Source organism: Neolewinella marina (assembly GCF_002631205.1).
Lineage (GTDB): Bacteria > Bacteroidota > Bacteroidia > Chitinophagales > Saprospiraceae > Neolewinella > Neolewinella marina.
In genome coordinates this window covers 85,858-99,829 of sequence record NZ_PDLO01000007.1, presented here as the reverse complement: position 1 = coordinate 99,829, position 13,972 = coordinate 85,858, and the positions used below count along the sequence as shown (strand labels likewise).

Here is a 13,972-nt window from a genome sequence, read left to right as displayed (position 1 = left end):
TAGTCTCAATGGTTATACAATATGGTTAGTCACAAGGGGGCTGTTGCCCGCTTTGATTCGGAGGGTGAGGTCTATTCTTCTTGCTGGTGGATTACGTAGGTGGTGGTGGTGGTTTTATATACTAGTAAGGCATGCACGTCATGCAGAATCGGCCTACGCTGTCGGGAACACTTTCCCGCTAGGATAAACGTAAAGTTAAATTATTTCGCTGCCTAGACAACCTTTAATTTAATTTCTTGCTCCCCCACCCCGCCACCCAACCTTTATTTGGCAAGATGACAATTCCGCCCTACTCGGCTGCCTCACCGCCCTTGCGCAGGCGGCTCAGATAGAGCTGAATGGTGTTGGAAAGCCCGTAGTAGAGGGCGTCACTGATGAGGGCATGACCAATACTTACCTCCTGTAAATCAGGCAGTTCACCTACGAAGTAGGCCAGGTTATCCAGGTTGAGGTCGTGGCCGGCGTTGATGCCGAGGCCCAGGGCGGCGGCGCGGCGGCTGGCGGCGGCAAAGGGGGCCACGGCGGCGGCGCGGTCGGTGGTGTAATGGTGGGCGTAGGGGCCGGTGTAAAATTCTACGCGATCGGTTGCGATGGCGGCGGCACCCTCCAGGATTTTGGGGTCCGGGTCCACGAAAATCGAGCTGCGGATACCTGCTTCCCGCAGGCGGGTGATGATATCACGAAGTTCGTCGGCGCGGCCTACGGTATCCCAGCCGTGGTCGCTGGTCAACTGCCCCGGTTCATCGGGCACGAGGGTGACCTGGTGGGGGCGGGCCTCCAGGACGACCTGCAGAAATTGCTCGGAAGGATACCCCTCCACGTTGAGCTCGGTGGTTAAGATTTCCTTGAGGGCCGCTACGTCGTCGTAGCGGGCGTGGCGCTGGTCGGGGCGGGGGTGAATGGTGATGCCCTGGGCGCCGAAGCGTTCGCAGTCGGCGGCTACGCGGAGCAGGTCGGGGTAATTGGCCCCGCGGCTGTTGCGGATGAGGGCTACTTTATTGAGGTTGACGGATAGTCGGACCATACGGAGGTTGGTTTAGGGTATCCGCTAAAGTAGCACCCGCCCCGGAGTTCGCGAGGGTTCGGGGCCTTCGGCCGGCACCCGCGCACCGCCGCCCCTGCCCTATTCCTCCTCGGTATCGAGGGCTTCCAGGCGGTCGGCCTGGTCGGGGTTGCCCGTAAGCGCCAGCGACAGGGCGGTGTAGTCCAGGGGCTCGTCGAGGTTGTTGCCGATGCGGGCTAACATAAGCTCAAAGTAGCGGTCCTCAATGTCGGCCAAGTCCTTAATCTCCTCGTGGAAGCCGATGGTATCGTCCACGGATGGGCGGAAAAGGAAGCACTTGAACAGCACCTGCCGCACCTTCTTGACCTCGGTCATGGACAGGGTGGGGAAATCTTCCCGCAGCAGGCGCAGACATTCCTGGTCGATCTCGGAGAAGGAGTGGAAGGTGATGTTGTCGGCCAGGAAGCTGGCGTATACGTCGATGCCTTCCCACATGATGACGGGGTCGGGCATCCGGATGCCCTGCTGGCCGGCTACCCGCAGGTAGTAGGTGGCCAGGTGCTCGGAATTGCGCACCCGGTCGGCGGGGGAAGCCGCCTCCGTAGGTCCGTCAATCAGGCGGTATTCCGGCTCCTGCTCGCCTTCGCGGTGGCGACGTTCGAGGAGGTCAGACTGGTCGCGCAGGAAGTGGCTGAAGGCCTCGTAGCCGATGAGCCCCTCGTCGAAGTCGGGGTCCTGGCGGATGATGGCCGGCTTGATGCGGACCTGCTGTATCCATTCGGTGCCGTAGTAGCGCACCAGCTGGCTCATGGCCGCGGTGAGCAGGGCGCGGGCCCGTTCGGAATCGAGGCTGACATCGTCCAGGGGGCCGGTGTAGAGTCGGGCGCAGCCGAGCTGATCGTAGAACTTGAAGTCGTCGCAGCTTTCAATCCAGAAGGCATCGGTAACGGATTCGACACCGATACCTACCAGCTTTACACCCTGTTCGCGGACAATCTGCCGGAGCTGACGGTATTCGCTGCCACCACCAATAATGACCACGGTATCGGCGCGATCGGCGGATTGCAGGTGGGCGGTCACGTCGGCCGTCAACTGGCGACTGACGGAGGTCTGCCCCATATTGTTGGGAAACAACTGGATGAGTTCCACGGGGGCCTCGCCGAGAACCTCGGCGTAACTGCTGAAAGGGCGCCAGTCGGCGTACAGGCGGTTCAGGACCACCCGCCCTACCTCGTCGGCGTAGGACAGCAGGCAGTTTATATCCACCACCTCCGGCTGGTCTATGGTTGGGGTTACGCGGTACGGATTACCGTTGTTCGCCGCAGTGAGCAGGGTCTCGTGCAGCTGGGTAAAATCCCAGAATATGGCTATGCTGTCGGGCATGTACGTAGGCAGTCTTGGACCCAACTCCAAGTAACCAATGCTTCTATAGCTGTTCGCAGTAAAGGAAAGACCGGGGCGCAGGGGCACGCGTACGGCCGGGCGATTGCCCGACGCCTACGCCTCAGACTGTTGCACGGGGAACGGGGCATAAGGCCTTTATCCGGGTGCAACGAAGCAAAAGCAAAAGTTACTGGATCTTAGTCGTTCTTAGTGTATAAAAAAAAGCGGTGTGCAGGTCACAACGTAAACATCAGTGTCACACACTTAGTGGCAAAAATACAATAATTACCGAAGAAACGCGAAAAATTATGCTACGCTGCTGCGCTCCCGCATAATCTCTTCGTACATCTTCTGCAATTTCTTCCGGGCAAAGAAGATCCGGGACTTGATGGTACCCAGGGGGCTGCCCAATTGTTCGGCGATTTCGTCGTATTTGTAGCCCTGGTAGGCCATCAGGAAGGGAACGCGGAAATCGTCGGGCAGGCGGTCTACCAGTTCCTGGAGTTCATTGAAGGTTACCTCGCTCTCGCCATCATTCAGGACGGTCTTGTTGCCGCTGTTGATGTAGTAGTTATTCGGAGTCTGGTCGATGATCAGGTTGCGGCGCACCTTCTTGCGGTAGTTATTGATAAAGATATTCCGCATGATGGTGACGGCCCAGGCCTTGAAGTTGGTGCCGGGGTTATACTTTTCCGCATTGGTCATGATCCGCAGGGCGGTATCCTGGTAGAGGTCTTCGGCGTCGTTCATATTGCCCGTCAGTTTCAGGCTGAAGGCACGCAGGCTATTGGTAATGGTCGACAGTAAATCTTGTATATCTTTTTGTTGTTGCTTGGTCGCAGTCATCTTCTTCATCGTTGTGCCTGTCAAATTTTTTTACAAAATTACTCTTCCCGGAGGCGATTTGCAAATATTATCGGGCGGTTACTCCCGGAAATTCTGCAAATTTCGTACCAAAAGCCCGTATTTAACGTATCGACAGTAAAAAAATTTGACACCCGGCAACTATCAACGTCACCAAAGTGTAAACTAGGCGTACCACTTACCGGAAAAATGAAAAACAAGGACTCTGCTCTAACGACACTCCCCGAGGACGCTCAGTTGCCCAATTTCATTGCCTCCAACCTGCGCCTGCTGCGCAAGCGGGCGGGTTGGTCACAGACGGAGCTGGCCGAAAAGGTTGGCCTGAACCGCGGCAACATCGCCAGCTACGAGAGTGGTAGCGCGGAGCCCAGTATCTGTAAATTGCTGCGCATCAGCAATTTGTTCGACATCTCCACCCGCGACTTTACCCGGTTGGACCTGAGCGACTCCGGTGCCCTGGCCCTGGCGCGCAGCAAACGCCGCGCTGAGCAGGACGAGCAACTGGAACGCTACAAGGCCTACCGCAAGCGGCAGGCGGAACTCGACCACCTGATCAGTTCCTCCTACGACCTGTTCCGGTACAAGCGGGAGACCCTGGAAAAACCCTGCAAGGAAGCCGAGCTCTTCGCCGGCCACTACCTGCAACTCCTCGAACTGAGCCGACAGCTCATGAAGGAGCACGAAAACCTGCTGTCCGACCTGGGCTGTCAGGAGAAGTAGACAGGCTGACAGTACCTCCCTGACACTATGGCTTACACCGAAGAGCGGGCTTACGTCGAGCTCCACCTGGCCGTTTTCCTCTGGGGCTTCACGGCCATCCTCGGCGACCTCATCCAGCTTTCGGCCCTCACCCTCGTCTGGTGGCGGGTGTTGCTTACCACCCTCAGTCTGGTCTTTTTCGTCCGCATCCACCGCGTGATCCGCGAGGTGGGTTGGCGCCGTTTCGGCCTGCTCGCGGGCATCGGCGTGGTGGTGGCCCTCCACTGGGTCACCTTCTACGGGGCCATCAAGCTCGCCAATGCCAGTATCGCGCTCATCTGCATGGCCACCACCTCCCTGTTCTCCAGCCTGCTGGAGCCCCTGATCGTGGGGCGCCCCTTCCGCTGGTTTGAGCTGTTGCTGGGTATTTTCATCCTGCCCGGCATCTGGCTGGTGGTCGACGGGGTGGATTCCGGTATGAACATCGGCATTGGCGTTGGCCTGCTGTCGGCGGCCCTGGTTTCCATCTTTACCTCCCTGAACAAGAAGTACATCGGCAGCAGCAACCCCCAGCGCATCACCTTCATCGAACTGGGGGCCGCTACCCTCTTCCTGACGCCCTTCCTGATCCCCTTCGGCGGAAATCACTTCTGGCCCGCCCCCCTCGACTGGGCCTACCTGCTCGTCCTCTCCCTGCTCTGCACCACCCTCACCTTCTTCCTGTCGCTGCGCTCCCTGAGCAAGCTCTCCGCCTTTGCCTCCAACCTGACCGTCAACCTCGAACCCGTCTACGGCATCTTCCTGGCGTACTTCCTGCTCGACGACGCCCAGGAGCTCAGTCCCAACTTCTACTGGGGCGCCCTGCTCATCGTCACTTCCGTGTTCGGTTACACCGCCATCATGCGGCAGCTGCGGCGGCGGGCACTACTCACCTGATCCGGGCCGGGCAGCCAATTGCTGCCGGGCGATCTCCAGGTTGCGGCGGGCCCCTTCGTTGTCCGGCTGGATTTCCAGCGCCCGCTGGAAATAGTCCGCCGCCGCTTCCACCCGCCCACTCATCCCGTGAGCGAGGCCCAGCAGCCGCAGGGTTTCGTAGTTGCGTGGATCCAGCTGCTCGGCCTGCTGCAGGTAGGCCAGGGCCGCCGCCAGGTCGTTGCGCTCCTCCCCGGCGGCGCGGCCGGCGCGTTGGAGGGCAATTACGAGGTTCTGATCTACCGTCGCGTCGTCCACCCCCCACTGCCGGGCGGCGTGGTAATCGGCGATGGCGTCGTCGTAGCGCAGCCCCAGCAGGCGGGCGTTCCCCCGCAGCAGGTAGGCGTTGCCGTAACGGGGGTGAATTTCCAACGCCCGGTCCAGGTGTTCTTCCGCCGTACGCAACAGTTTGGCTTCGGCGGGGCGCCGCTCTTCCGGCAGTGCCTGGTAGCGGTCCAGTTTAGCCCCAGCTGCGGCGTTCAGCAGTTTGGCGCTGCGGGGCTGCCGGGACAGGTCGGAGGTGAACAGGGTATAGTTGTCTTGCCACACCGGGTTGCGCAGAATGGTGAGCACCGACCATACTACCACTATTACGGGCAGGGCCCAACGGCCGAAACGAATTTGCCCGGCACCCGCGGCCACCGCCAGCACGAAGCCCAGCGACGGCATGAACAGGAATCGCTCACTCATGAAGGTACCCACGCTGAACAGGAGGTTGCTCACGATCGACAGGGTGATCAGGTAGATCAGTACCCCGGCGGCAACCAGTCCGTGGCGCGTACGCAGGTTCCGTAACGCCCAGAACAGCAATAAGCCGTGGCCCAGCAGACTGACCCATACGAGGGGGTCCACCCACCCTTTCAGTTCAATGGCCGCCGGATAATAGTCGTGGACCAGCCCCACCGGAAAGAACAGCAGCCGCAGGTACTCCAGGGCCGTGTACAGTACCGTGGGAAGCCGCTCCACGATGGAGAGGGAGACCAGGCGGCCGTCCACTTCCCGCAGGAAGGGGTTGTTCATCAACTCCGGAGACGGGTCGCCGAGATCGAATCCGATGACGGCGAACCGCAGGGCCAGATAGCCCACGGCCGCTGCGCCCACCGGCATCAGGTAGCGATAGCCCCCCCGCCCCCGGAGGTAGAGCAACAGCGGGAGGACGGCCAGAAAGGTGATGGCGTTTTCCTTAGCCAGGCAACCCAGAAAGAACAGCACCCCGGCCCCTGCTGCCGCCGCCCACTGCCCTGCCCCGCCCCTTCGGGCCAGGCGCAGGACTACCCAGGTACTGCCGGCCGCTCCGAGCAGGACCAGAATCTCGTCGCGCCCCTTGATGTTGGCCACCGCCTCGGTGTGAATGGGGTGGGCGGCAAAGAGGGCCGCCGCCGCCCAGACCAGCCACCAGGGCAGCTCGCGGTCACGGAACAACTCCCGGAACAGCCCGAATACCACCACGGTGAGCAGTCCGTACCAGATCACGTTCAGCAGGTGGTGCAGGAAGGGCCCTGCGGCCACCTCCGCTTCCAGCGCAAACAGGGCCGGGGTGAGGGGACGGTAGCGACCACCGGCCACCAGGGCCGCGCGGTCTTCTTCGCCGAAAAAGCCGTAAAAGGTATCGTGGCTGAACAGCTCCGGCCAGCCGGCCAGACCGCGCTGCACCAGGCGATTGTCGGTGATGACCACGGCGTCGTCCAATGCGAAATCGTGCCCCAGCGTATTGGCGTAGAGCAGGAAACTGAACACGAAGAGGAGGGCGGCCTGCCAGACCGGGCGGCGGTACCAGATGAGCAATTCAGTCGGCATGCCGCGAAGATAGCCGCCCGCCGCGGCAACCCAAGCCGCCCCCCGGTCGTTGGAACCGTCTACAACCCCAACTTATGTCCCGACCCCTGATCCTGGTAACCAACGACGACGGCATCACCGCCGGCGGTATCGCCGCCCTCGTCAGCGTAGCAAAAGAATTTGGCGACGTGCTGGTCGTAGCCCCCGACAGCCCCCAGTCGGCCCAGGGCCACGCCATCACCATCAGCGTTCCGGTATTCGTGCGGGAAAGCGACGCCCTCGGCGAAGACGTGGAAGCCTACGAGTGCAGCGGCACGCCGGTCGATTGTGTAAAGCTGGCCAAAAGCGTCCTGCTGAACGGCCGCACCCCCGACCTGTGCCTGTCGGGTATCAACCACGGCAGCAATGCGGCAATCAACATCCTCTACAGCGGCACCCTGTCCGCGGCCATGGAAGCCAGCCTCGAAGGCATCCCCAGCATCGGGTTCAGCTTCCTGAACTACCGGGCCGACGCCGACTTCAGCCCCTGCCTGCCCTACGTCCGCCACCTGGTCGAGTTCGTCCTCACCAATGGTATGGCCGAAGGCAGCCTCTTCAACGTGAATATTCCGGACCTGCCCGCCGACCAGATCCGTGGCCTCAAGGTGTGCCGCCAGGCCGAAGCCCGCTGGGTGGAGGAGTACACCCGCTCCGTAGATCCCCGGGGCCGCCCCTACTACTGGCTTACCGGCCGCTTCGTCAACGAAGACGAGCGGACCGACACCGATGCCTACGCCCTGGAGCATGGCTACGTGGCGCTGGTGCCCAGTCTCCACGACCTGACGAACCACCGGGCCCTGACCAGCCTGCAAACCATTGAGGGTAGCCTGCAACCCCACGGACTGGAAACGGCTGATGCCGGGGAGGGCGACGTCAAGACTTCCCAGCAGCTGGAGCAATTCTAGGGGGTACCGAACGTCAGCCGTTCAGCAGTTCGCGACCGTAGTAGAAGAACCAGGCGGCGGCCAGGATCATCACCCCGATGACCAGCCCCTTGAGGCTCCGCGTCCGGTAGGTGCGGCGGAAGACGTTCATGGGCAGCACGTTCAGGCAGATGGCCATCAGCGCCAGCGTCCGGGGGCGAAAGGTAATTTCCCGCCCGGCCCCGGCCGTCAGCCACTCGCCGAGCTGCAGAAAGAGCCCGTAAGCGACGAAGGAAACGACGAAGGAAACGGCCAGGCCGATCCAGATGTGGTCATTGCGGGGAACCATGGGCGGAAATCTTTTGCACAGTAACGACCCGACGGCGGCAACCGTTCATCGCCCCCAGCCCGCCGCCCGTCGAACACCCCGCCCCTTATGGGCATTCCAGCGTAACTTAGATTCTCATCACGTGTTAAACGACCATGCGCAAGAAGCTATCCGACTACGCCAAACAGACCCTCAAAGATTCCATCATGAGCCCCGATCAGAAGAGCGATAAAGACGCCCACGCCGGCACCATCATCCGCAATCACGTGATCTGGAGCATGGGGGCCAGTTACGTCATCCCCCTGCCCGTGGCCGACGTATTCGCCGTGTCGGCCCTGCAGCTCGACATGATCCGCCAGCTCTGCCGCGTCTACAATATCGACTTCGCCGAAACCCAGGGCAAGGCCCTGGTCACCTCCCTCACCACCAGTGCCATGACCAAGGCCGGGGCCCGCAGCCTCATCAAGCTCATCCCCGGCGTGGGTACCGTCATCGGTGGGGTCACCACCGCTATACTGAACGGCGCCAGTACCTACGCTCTCGGGGAGGTCTTCCGCAAGCACTTCGGTTCGGGAGGAACCTTCCTGGACTTCGACACCGACCGGCTGAAGAAGATGTACAACGAGAAATTTGAAAAGGGCAAGGACGTCGCCCGCCAGTGGAAACAGGAACAGGCCGAGGATATCGTGCCGCCCCCGCCGCCCGCCCCGGCACCCAATCCCCCTACCCCGCCCCAGGCCGGCGTCGGCGCCCCCGTGGCCCCTGCCCCACCCCAGCCGGTGAAACCCCAGGAGGCGGAGGACAACATCCGCAAGATCCGGGAGCTGGCCGAGATGCGGGACCAGAACATCATTACCGAGGCCGAATTCCAGGCCATGAAAAAGCGCATCATCGGGTAGTCCGCTACCCTAGCGCTGCTTCCCCAGTGTCAGGTTGCCGAAGGTGACGCTGGCCGTGATGGTGCCACTGCGTTCCGTATTCGGACCGATCTGCACCCGCCGCCACTCATTGGTGCGGTCCAGTTCGATCAGTTGGCGGTTGTCGGGTACCCGCAGTTCACCGTTGTTGCTGGAAAGCTCGTAGGCCAGCCCTTCCCCGCCCACGGGCTCGTAGATGTATACGTTGCTTTTGTCGGCGTTGATGCGCAGGTCGCGCATGCGGATGTTCGGACTAAGCTTCAGCTCCCCGTACTGGGCGTTGATGGTGAAGGTGCCGCCCACGTCGAGCAGGCTGATGTCGGAACGGCGGGCATTGATCACCACGTTGCCGTCGATCTTCTCTCCGACGATGTCGCCGAAGCGGGTACGGATGTCGAGCAGCCCCTGTACATTGTCGATGTTGATGGCCGAGAACTCCCCGTTGATCCGCAGCCGGTTGCGCAGGTTGCTGATGGTGGCCCCGCCGAAGTGACTCTTCAGGTAGACGGGGCACTCCTCGGGCAGAATGATGTGGTACTCCACGGTCAGCTCGCTTTCGGGCTTGCGGTTTTCGTCCTTGCGGCGGTTTTTCAGGAAAATCTTCTGGCCGGCCACTTCGGTAATGAACTCCAGGTTCTCCAGGTCGCGGCGTGCCTGCTCCAGCCTTGGGTGACGGGCGGTCAGGACCACCCGGACGCTGATCTTCTGCTGGCTCCAGGTTTCGACGAAAATTTCCGCTTTCTCCCCTTCCACGGCCAGCTCGCTGCCGCTGCGGTAGTCGTAAGTATCGGCGATGGTCTTGGACACCACCTCCAGGACACCGTTCTGGGCGCGGGCGCGGGTGCCGAAGAGCAGTACCAAGAGCAATACGGTGAGGCTCAGACGCATAGGGCTTACAGTTCTACGATGATGCGACGGTAGACGTCGTCCCGCTCCCGCTCGATTTCCGCCAGTTGCCGCACGATGGAGGGATCTTCCCCGTAGGCGACCAGCATGGCCTTTACTTCCTCCCGGGCGGAAGTGAGTTCATCGAGCTCCTGGCCGAGGTGATTCAGGCGGGGCTCGTTGCGTTGCTGCACTACTTCCCGGGCCCGGTCGAAGCTGTCTTCGTCCTCGTCCCAGTCGGCCACCACCGGCGCGGGGGCCGCCTCCTGGTAGTAGGCGTAGGTTACTTCCGGCCCCTCGTCGCGCAGGTACAGCCCGGCGGCGACCAGCAGGGCCACCATGGCGGCGGCGGCCAGAGCCGCGACGCGGCGGCCGGCCTGCCGCACCACAGAGAGGCGGCGGCGGCCGGCGGGGGGCAGTTCCCGGCTCAGGGCGTTCCACACCTGGGCGGGGGGGGCGTAGGTGGGCAGTTGCTCGGCCAGCGGTACCCGGGGGGCGTCGAGCCCACCCTGGATGTGCTCCCAGGTTTGGTCGTCGGGGCCGTAGTCCGGCAGCTGATCCAGCGCGCGGCGCAGGCGGTCGTAATTCTTCTCTTTCATACGTAAGCCTTCAGGTATTCACGTAATTTTTTCTTGGCGTAGAAGAGCTGGCTCTTGCTGGTGCCTACGGTGATCCCGAGCAGGTCGGCCACCTCCTGGTGCTTGTAGCCCTCCACTTCGATGAGCACGAATACGGCCCGGTAGCCGTCGGGCAGCCGCCGGATGGCCTGCTCCAGGTACTCTACGTCCAGCGCCGTATGCCCCCAGTCCACTTCCTCGTCAGCGTAGTTCAGGGGCAACTCATCGTACTGCGGCTGCCGGCGCAGGCGGTTCAGGGCGGTACGCACGATCACTACCTTCATCCAGGCCCCGATGGTACTCTCTCCGCGGAAGGTGTGCAACTTCTGGAACACCTTGAGAAACCCTTCCTGCAGGGCATCGTTGGCCAGGTCGAAATCGCCGCAGATCCGGTAGCAGGCCGTATACATGGCCCGGCTGTAGCGGTCGTACAGTTCCTTCTGGGCGCGGCGGTCCTGGCGGCGGCAGGCCTCGATGAGTTCGGCTTCCGTCATCCGGGCGGGGGTTGGGTTCGGGGAGATGGTACTGCGTGACAAGGTAGGTATCATACGGCGAGCGCTCTGTACCAGGGAGGGGGTACAGAGCGCTCGGGGTTGGTCGGTGGTGAAAAAAGCGGACTAGAAGCGGTAGGCAACGCTGCCAATCCAGCGCTTGGGCGCCTGGTCGATCTGGAAGGTGGTGCCGTCTACGGTGAAGGTCTCTCCGTACTTTTCGAGGTTGCCGGCGTAGCGTACGTCGAAGGTCAGGGGACCGATGTCGATGCCCCCGCCCAGGGCGTAGCCCAGGTTGAAGGAATCAAAAGTGCGCTCGATGCCCTCGTCGCTCGACAGGTCGCTGGTGCTCGACAGGAAGAAATGCCCTACCGGACCGGCGTTCAGCCGCAGGAAGGCCAGCTTGTAGCTGAACAGCACGGGCACGTTGACGTCGTTGTAGCGCTCGTTAAAGACTACCGAGGAGTTGTTCTCGGGGTCATCCAGGCGGTAGTTGTTCTTCGCACTGTTGAAAGTCACTTCCGGCTGGAGGGACAGCTTTTCGCCCAGCGGGATGCGCAGCAGGGCACCGAACTGGAAGCCGTATTCGGCGTCCTCCAGGGCAAACATGAGGTCCTGGCGACCCTCCCGGTCGATACTGAAGGATTCCCCTTGGAGGGATTCGGTCGACAGGCCGGCCTTCAGCCCCAGTTCAATCTGGGCGAAAGACAGGCCACTCAGGAAAAGCAGCGGCAAAAGCAGGGCAAGGCGGTTTCTCATTTCAGGTTGATTTGGTTAGCGATAAAGCGCAATTTCCCCCGGGGGAATTGTGTGCGATGCGTTAATACTCCCTTAATCCACGGCCCGGCCACAGGGGTCACGGCTCCCCGAACCAGACGCCGAGGCCTTCGCCGAACTCATCGTTGACTACCCGGTGCAGGCCGGCTTCCCCGGGGCGTTCCACCCGCGTACCCGCCCGCTTGGCGATCTTCACTACCAGCTGCTGCCCCCGGTGTACCCGGCGGAAGGCCAGTACCGAGTCCCCTTCCGACAGGGGCTCGTAGGTGGCGTCGCGGAAGAAGCCGGGGTGGTCGCGCCGCAGGTGCAGCAGTGCCCGCAGCAACTGGGCCTTCTGGGCGGGGGCGTATTTGTCGCCCGGAGTGCCCTCCAGCCAGCTTACGCGCTCGGCGTAGTCTACCGGGCGGCGGTTGTCGGGATCCACGAAGCTGAGGTCCCAGCCCTCGGTGCCCTGGTAGACGTCCGGGTGGCCCGGGGCGGTACACTTCAGGATCACCTGGGCGAAGCTGTTGTGGCGCGTCTGCGGCCAGATCGTCTTGAGCAGGTTCTCGAGGTGGGTCCGCAGGTCGCTATCGTCGAGCAGCTGGTCGGCCAGGTCTTTCAGCCCCGTCTCGTACTCCTCGTTGGGTTCGGCCCAGTCGCTCATCTCCTTTCCTTCCCGGATGGCCTTTTCCAGGTAGCGGTGCAGCCGTTCCCGCAGGTCGGCCTCCTCCGGGGAATGGTGGAGGGGATAACCCGCTACGAGGCTCTGCAGCACGAGGTAGAATCCGCGGGGCCGTACCGGGCCCATGTCCAGCTTCTCCCGGGCCAGGGTTACGAAGGACCGCCACTCCCCCGGGTAAAAGGTCAGGGCCTGGAGGAAAGCCCGTCCGTCCTCCCCGCGTTTCGTATCGTGGGTGGCCGTGGCGTTCATGCTGCTGGCCGCTCGCTCGCGGATGAAGGCGTGAAATTCGCGCACCGGTAGCCGGTCGTTGGGATCGGCCGAGCTGCCTACTTCGTTCAGGTGGGCCTGCCGCCAGAACTGGTAGAAGGTGGTATCCTCCACCCCCTTGGCCATCAGGGGCCCGCTGAGTTGCTGGGTGCGCTGGAGGTACTCCAGAGACTGTCCGCTGAATTCCTGGTGGGCCAGCCAGTTTACCCACGTGAGTACCGCCCGCCCCCGCTCCGGGGCATAGAGGGTCACCGCCGTGGTGGCTTCCATGCATACGGCCAGTTCGTGGTCGGTGAGCCGCCCGCCGTGGGGATAGATCCGGTAAACGGGGAAGGCCGCCAACCAGTGGGCCAGGGTTTCCCGGAAGTCCTGCCGCAACTCGTCGGTGAGCAGGGGGGACCAGCGGCGGACCAGATTATCCAGCTCCCCGCTGAAGTGTTCCCTCACCAGCATCAGCTTGTTGCGGAATACCAGTTCGGGGTAGCTGGGCAGGGGCTCACCGGTGAGTTCCTCGTAGAGGTCGCTAAAGCTGCTGCCGGTCTCGTCGTCGGTCAACAGCCGGTTTACCGCGGCCAGGAAGTCGTAGCCGGTGGTGCCCTGCACGGGCCAGTCTTCCGGCAATTGCTCTCCGGGCTCCAGGATCTTTTCCACGTAAATGCCGATCTCGGGCCCTACCGACTTGCGCAGCCGCTGCAGGTAGGTGGTGGGATCCAGCAGTCCGTCCACGTGATCGACGCGCAGGTGGTGGATGCGGCCGGCGCGGACGTCGGCGAAAGTGCGCCGGTGCAGGTCCTCGTACACCGCCTCCTCTTCCGTCCGCATCCCGATCAGCTGGTTGACCGTGAAGAACCGACGGTAGTTGATGAAGTCGTTTACCCGTTGCCAGTGGACGGGCTGGACGGGCAGTTCGCCGTTCGCCGGCTGCTCCCGGTCCGCCTCCGGTCCTTCCCAATGGTCTTCGTATACCTTCACGCCGCCGCGGTAGTGGGTGATCTGACCGGCCTCCGCGGCCGCTTCCGGTTCCTCGCCCAGTACGGGCAGCATCATGCGGCCGGGCATGCGGGGGTGGTCCCAGTCGATGTCGAAGTGGCCGGCGTAGCGCCCCTCGCGCCCCGCCCCGATCACCGTCTTGAACCAGACGTTCTCGTGGGTCAGGGCCGTATGGTTGGGCACGATGTCCTGCATGTAGGACATGCCCCGGCGGCTCAGTTCGGCGTGCAGCCGCTCCCACTCGGCTTCGGTGGTAATTTCGGGGTTAAGGTGTTCGGGGTCGGTGACGTCGTAGCCGTGGGTGCTGCCGGTGGTGGCCGTCAGTACCGGGCTGCCGTAGACGGTGTCGATGCCGAGGTCCTGGAGGTAATCGAGGATATCGATCAGGTCGGCGACGGTGAAACCGGCGTGAAATTGAATGCGGTAGGTGGTCATGA

General features: G+C 62.3%; 14 protein-coding genes. 4 read left to right on the top strand and 10 right to left on the bottom strand.

Features of this window, described 5'->3' with window-relative positions; genetic code table 11:
- Positions 1-289 precede the first annotated feature (289 nt).
- The 3 genes from CGL56_RS14655 to CGL56_RS14645 form a co-directional block, all read right to left on the bottom strand.
- Positions 290-1,024, bottom strand: coding sequence for a pyridoxine 5'-phosphate synthase (locus CGL56_RS14655; RefSeq protein WP_099107322.1), 735 nt, complete (start codon positions 1,022-1,024; stop codon positions 290-292).
- 99 nt (positions 1,025-1,123) lie between these two features.
- On the bottom strand, positions 1,124-2,386 hold the full coding sequence (locus CGL56_RS14650) for an NYN domain-containing protein (RefSeq protein WP_099107321.1): 1,263 nt from the start codon (positions 2,384-2,386) through the stop codon (positions 1,124-1,126).
- A gap of 306 nt (positions 2,387-2,692) precedes the next feature.
- Positions 2,693-3,232, bottom strand: coding sequence for an RNA polymerase sigma factor (locus CGL56_RS14645; RefSeq protein WP_099107418.1), 540 nt, complete (start codon positions 3,230-3,232; stop codon positions 2,693-2,695).
- Between the two features lie 207 nt (positions 3,233-3,439).
- On the opposite strand from CGL56_RS14645, the gene CGL56_RS14640 reads away from it, so the two are divergent.
- Positions 3,440-3,970: a helix-turn-helix domain-containing protein gene (locus CGL56_RS14640; protein WP_099107320.1), complete on the top strand. Its 531-nt coding sequence runs from the start codon at positions 3,440-3,442 to the stop codon at positions 3,968-3,970.
- A gap of 27 nt (positions 3,971-3,997) precedes the next feature.
- On the top strand, positions 3,998-4,885 hold the full coding sequence (locus CGL56_RS14635; protein WP_099107319.1) for a DMT family transporter: 888 nt from the start codon (positions 3,998-4,000) through the stop codon (positions 4,883-4,885).
- Here the strand turns inward: CGL56_RS14635 and CGL56_RS14630 are convergent.
- Complete coding sequence (locus CGL56_RS14630; RefSeq protein ID WP_099107318.1) at positions 4,874-6,718, bottom strand: tetratricopeptide repeat protein; 1,845 nt, start codon at positions 6,716-6,718, stop codon at positions 4,874-4,876. The genes CGL56_RS14635 and CGL56_RS14630 overlap by 12 nt on opposite strands.
- A 74-nt stretch (positions 6,719-6,792) precedes the next feature.
- Between CGL56_RS14630 and surE the strand changes: the two genes are divergently transcribed.
- The gene (gene surE, locus CGL56_RS14625) at positions 6,793-7,641 is read left to right on the top strand and encodes a 5'/3'-nucleotidase SurE (protein WP_099107317.1); all 849 of its coding nucleotides are present in this window, start codon (positions 6,793-6,795) and stop codon (positions 7,639-7,641) included.
- Positions 7,642-7,654: 13 nt separating this feature from the next.
- Here the strand turns inward: surE and CGL56_RS14620 are convergent, their stop codons facing one another.
- Positions 7,655-7,948, bottom strand: coding sequence for a hypothetical protein (locus CGL56_RS14620; protein WP_099107316.1), 294 nt, complete (start codon positions 7,946-7,948; stop codon positions 7,655-7,657).
- 134 nt (positions 7,949-8,082) lie between these two features.
- On the opposite strand from CGL56_RS14620, the gene CGL56_RS14615 reads away from it, so the two are divergent.
- A complete protein-coding gene (locus CGL56_RS14615) occupies positions 8,083-8,826 on the top strand; it encodes a DUF697 domain-containing protein (RefSeq protein ID WP_099107315.1) in 744 nt (247 codons plus the stop codon).
- A gap of 9 nt (positions 8,827-8,835) precedes the next feature.
- Here the strand turns inward: CGL56_RS14615 and CGL56_RS14610 are convergent, their stop codons facing one another.
- The 5 genes from CGL56_RS14610 to treY form a co-directional block, all read right to left on the bottom strand.
- Positions 8,836-9,732, bottom strand: a complete 897-nt coding sequence (locus tag CGL56_RS14610; RefSeq protein ID WP_099107314.1) for a DUF4097 family beta strand repeat-containing protein — start codon at positions 9,730-9,732, stop codon at positions 8,836-8,838.
- A gap of 5 nt (positions 9,733-9,737) precedes the next feature.
- Complete coding sequence (locus tag CGL56_RS14605; protein WP_099107313.1) at positions 9,738-10,328, bottom strand: hypothetical protein; 591 nt, start codon at positions 10,326-10,328, stop codon at positions 9,738-9,740.
- A complete protein-coding gene (locus CGL56_RS14600; protein ID WP_245184304.1) occupies positions 10,325-10,840 on the bottom strand; it encodes an RNA polymerase sigma factor in 516 nt (171 codons plus the stop codon). Before CGL56_RS14600 ends, CGL56_RS14605 begins: the two co-directional genes overlap by 4 nt.
- 123 nt (positions 10,841-10,963) lie before the next feature.
- Positions 10,964-11,596 (bottom strand): outer membrane beta-barrel protein, encoded by a 633-nt coding sequence (locus CGL56_RS14595; RefSeq protein WP_099107311.1) that lies wholly within the window; start codon positions 11,594-11,596, stop codon positions 10,964-10,966.
- A 97-nt stretch (positions 11,597-11,693) separates the two neighbouring features.
- Positions 11,694-13,970 carry a malto-oligosyltrehalose synthase gene (treY, locus tag CGL56_RS14590; protein WP_099107310.1) on the bottom strand — a complete coding sequence of 759 codons (2,277 nt, stop codon included), beginning with the start codon at positions 13,968-13,970 and terminating at the stop codon, positions 11,694-11,696.
- Between the last annotated feature and the right edge of the window lie 2 nt (positions 13,971-13,972).

Excerpts from the sequence above, each read along its gene's own strand:
- CGL56_RS14655 (WP_099107322.1), bottom strand. The coding sequence starts at position 1,024 with ATGGTCCGACTATCCGTCAACCTCAATAAAGTAGCCCTCATCCGCAAC.
- CGL56_RS14650 (WP_099107321.1), bottom strand. The coding sequence starts at position 2,386 with ATGCCCGACAGCATAGCCATATTCTGGGATTTTACCCAGCTGCACGAG.
- CGL56_RS14645 (WP_099107418.1), bottom strand. The coding sequence starts at position 3,232 with ATGACTGCGACCAAGCAACAACAAAAAGATATACAAGATTTACTGTCG.
- CGL56_RS14640 (WP_099107320.1), top strand. The coding sequence starts at position 3,440 with ATGAAAAACAAGGACTCTGCTCTAACGACACTCCCCGAGGACGCTCAG.
- CGL56_RS14635 (WP_099107319.1), top strand. The coding sequence starts at position 3,998 with ATGGCTTACACCGAAGAGCGGGCTTACGTCGAGCTCCACCTGGCCGTT.
- CGL56_RS14630 (WP_099107318.1), bottom strand. The coding sequence starts at position 6,718 with ATGCCGACTGAATTGCTCATCTGGTACCGCCGCCCGGTCTGGCAGGCC.
- surE (WP_099107317.1), top strand. The coding sequence starts at position 6,793 with ATGTCCCGACCCCTGATCCTGGTAACCAACGACGACGGCATCACCGCC.
- CGL56_RS14620 (WP_099107316.1), bottom strand. The coding sequence starts at position 7,948 with ATGGTTCCCCGCAATGACCACATCTGGATCGGCCTGGCCGTTTCCTTC.
- CGL56_RS14615 (WP_099107315.1), top strand. The coding sequence starts at position 8,083 with ATGCGCAAGAAGCTATCCGACTACGCCAAACAGACCCTCAAAGATTCC.
- CGL56_RS14610 (WP_099107314.1), bottom strand. The coding sequence starts at position 9,732 with ATGCGTCTGAGCCTCACCGTATTGCTCTTGGTACTGCTCTTCGGCACC.
- CGL56_RS14605 (WP_099107313.1), bottom strand. The coding sequence starts at position 10,328 with ATGAAAGAGAAGAATTACGACCGCCTGCGCCGCGCGCTGGATCAGCTG.
- CGL56_RS14600 (WP_245184304.1), bottom strand. The coding sequence starts at position 10,840 with ATGACGGAAGCCGAACTCATCGAGGCCTGCCGCCGCCAGGACCGCCGC.
- CGL56_RS14595 (WP_099107311.1), bottom strand. The coding sequence starts at position 11,596 with ATGAGAAACCGCCTTGCCCTGCTTTTGCCGCTGCTTTTCCTGAGTGGC.
- treY (WP_099107310.1), bottom strand. The coding sequence starts at position 13,970 with ATGACCACCTACCGCATTCAATTTCACGCCGGTTTCACCGTCGCCGAC.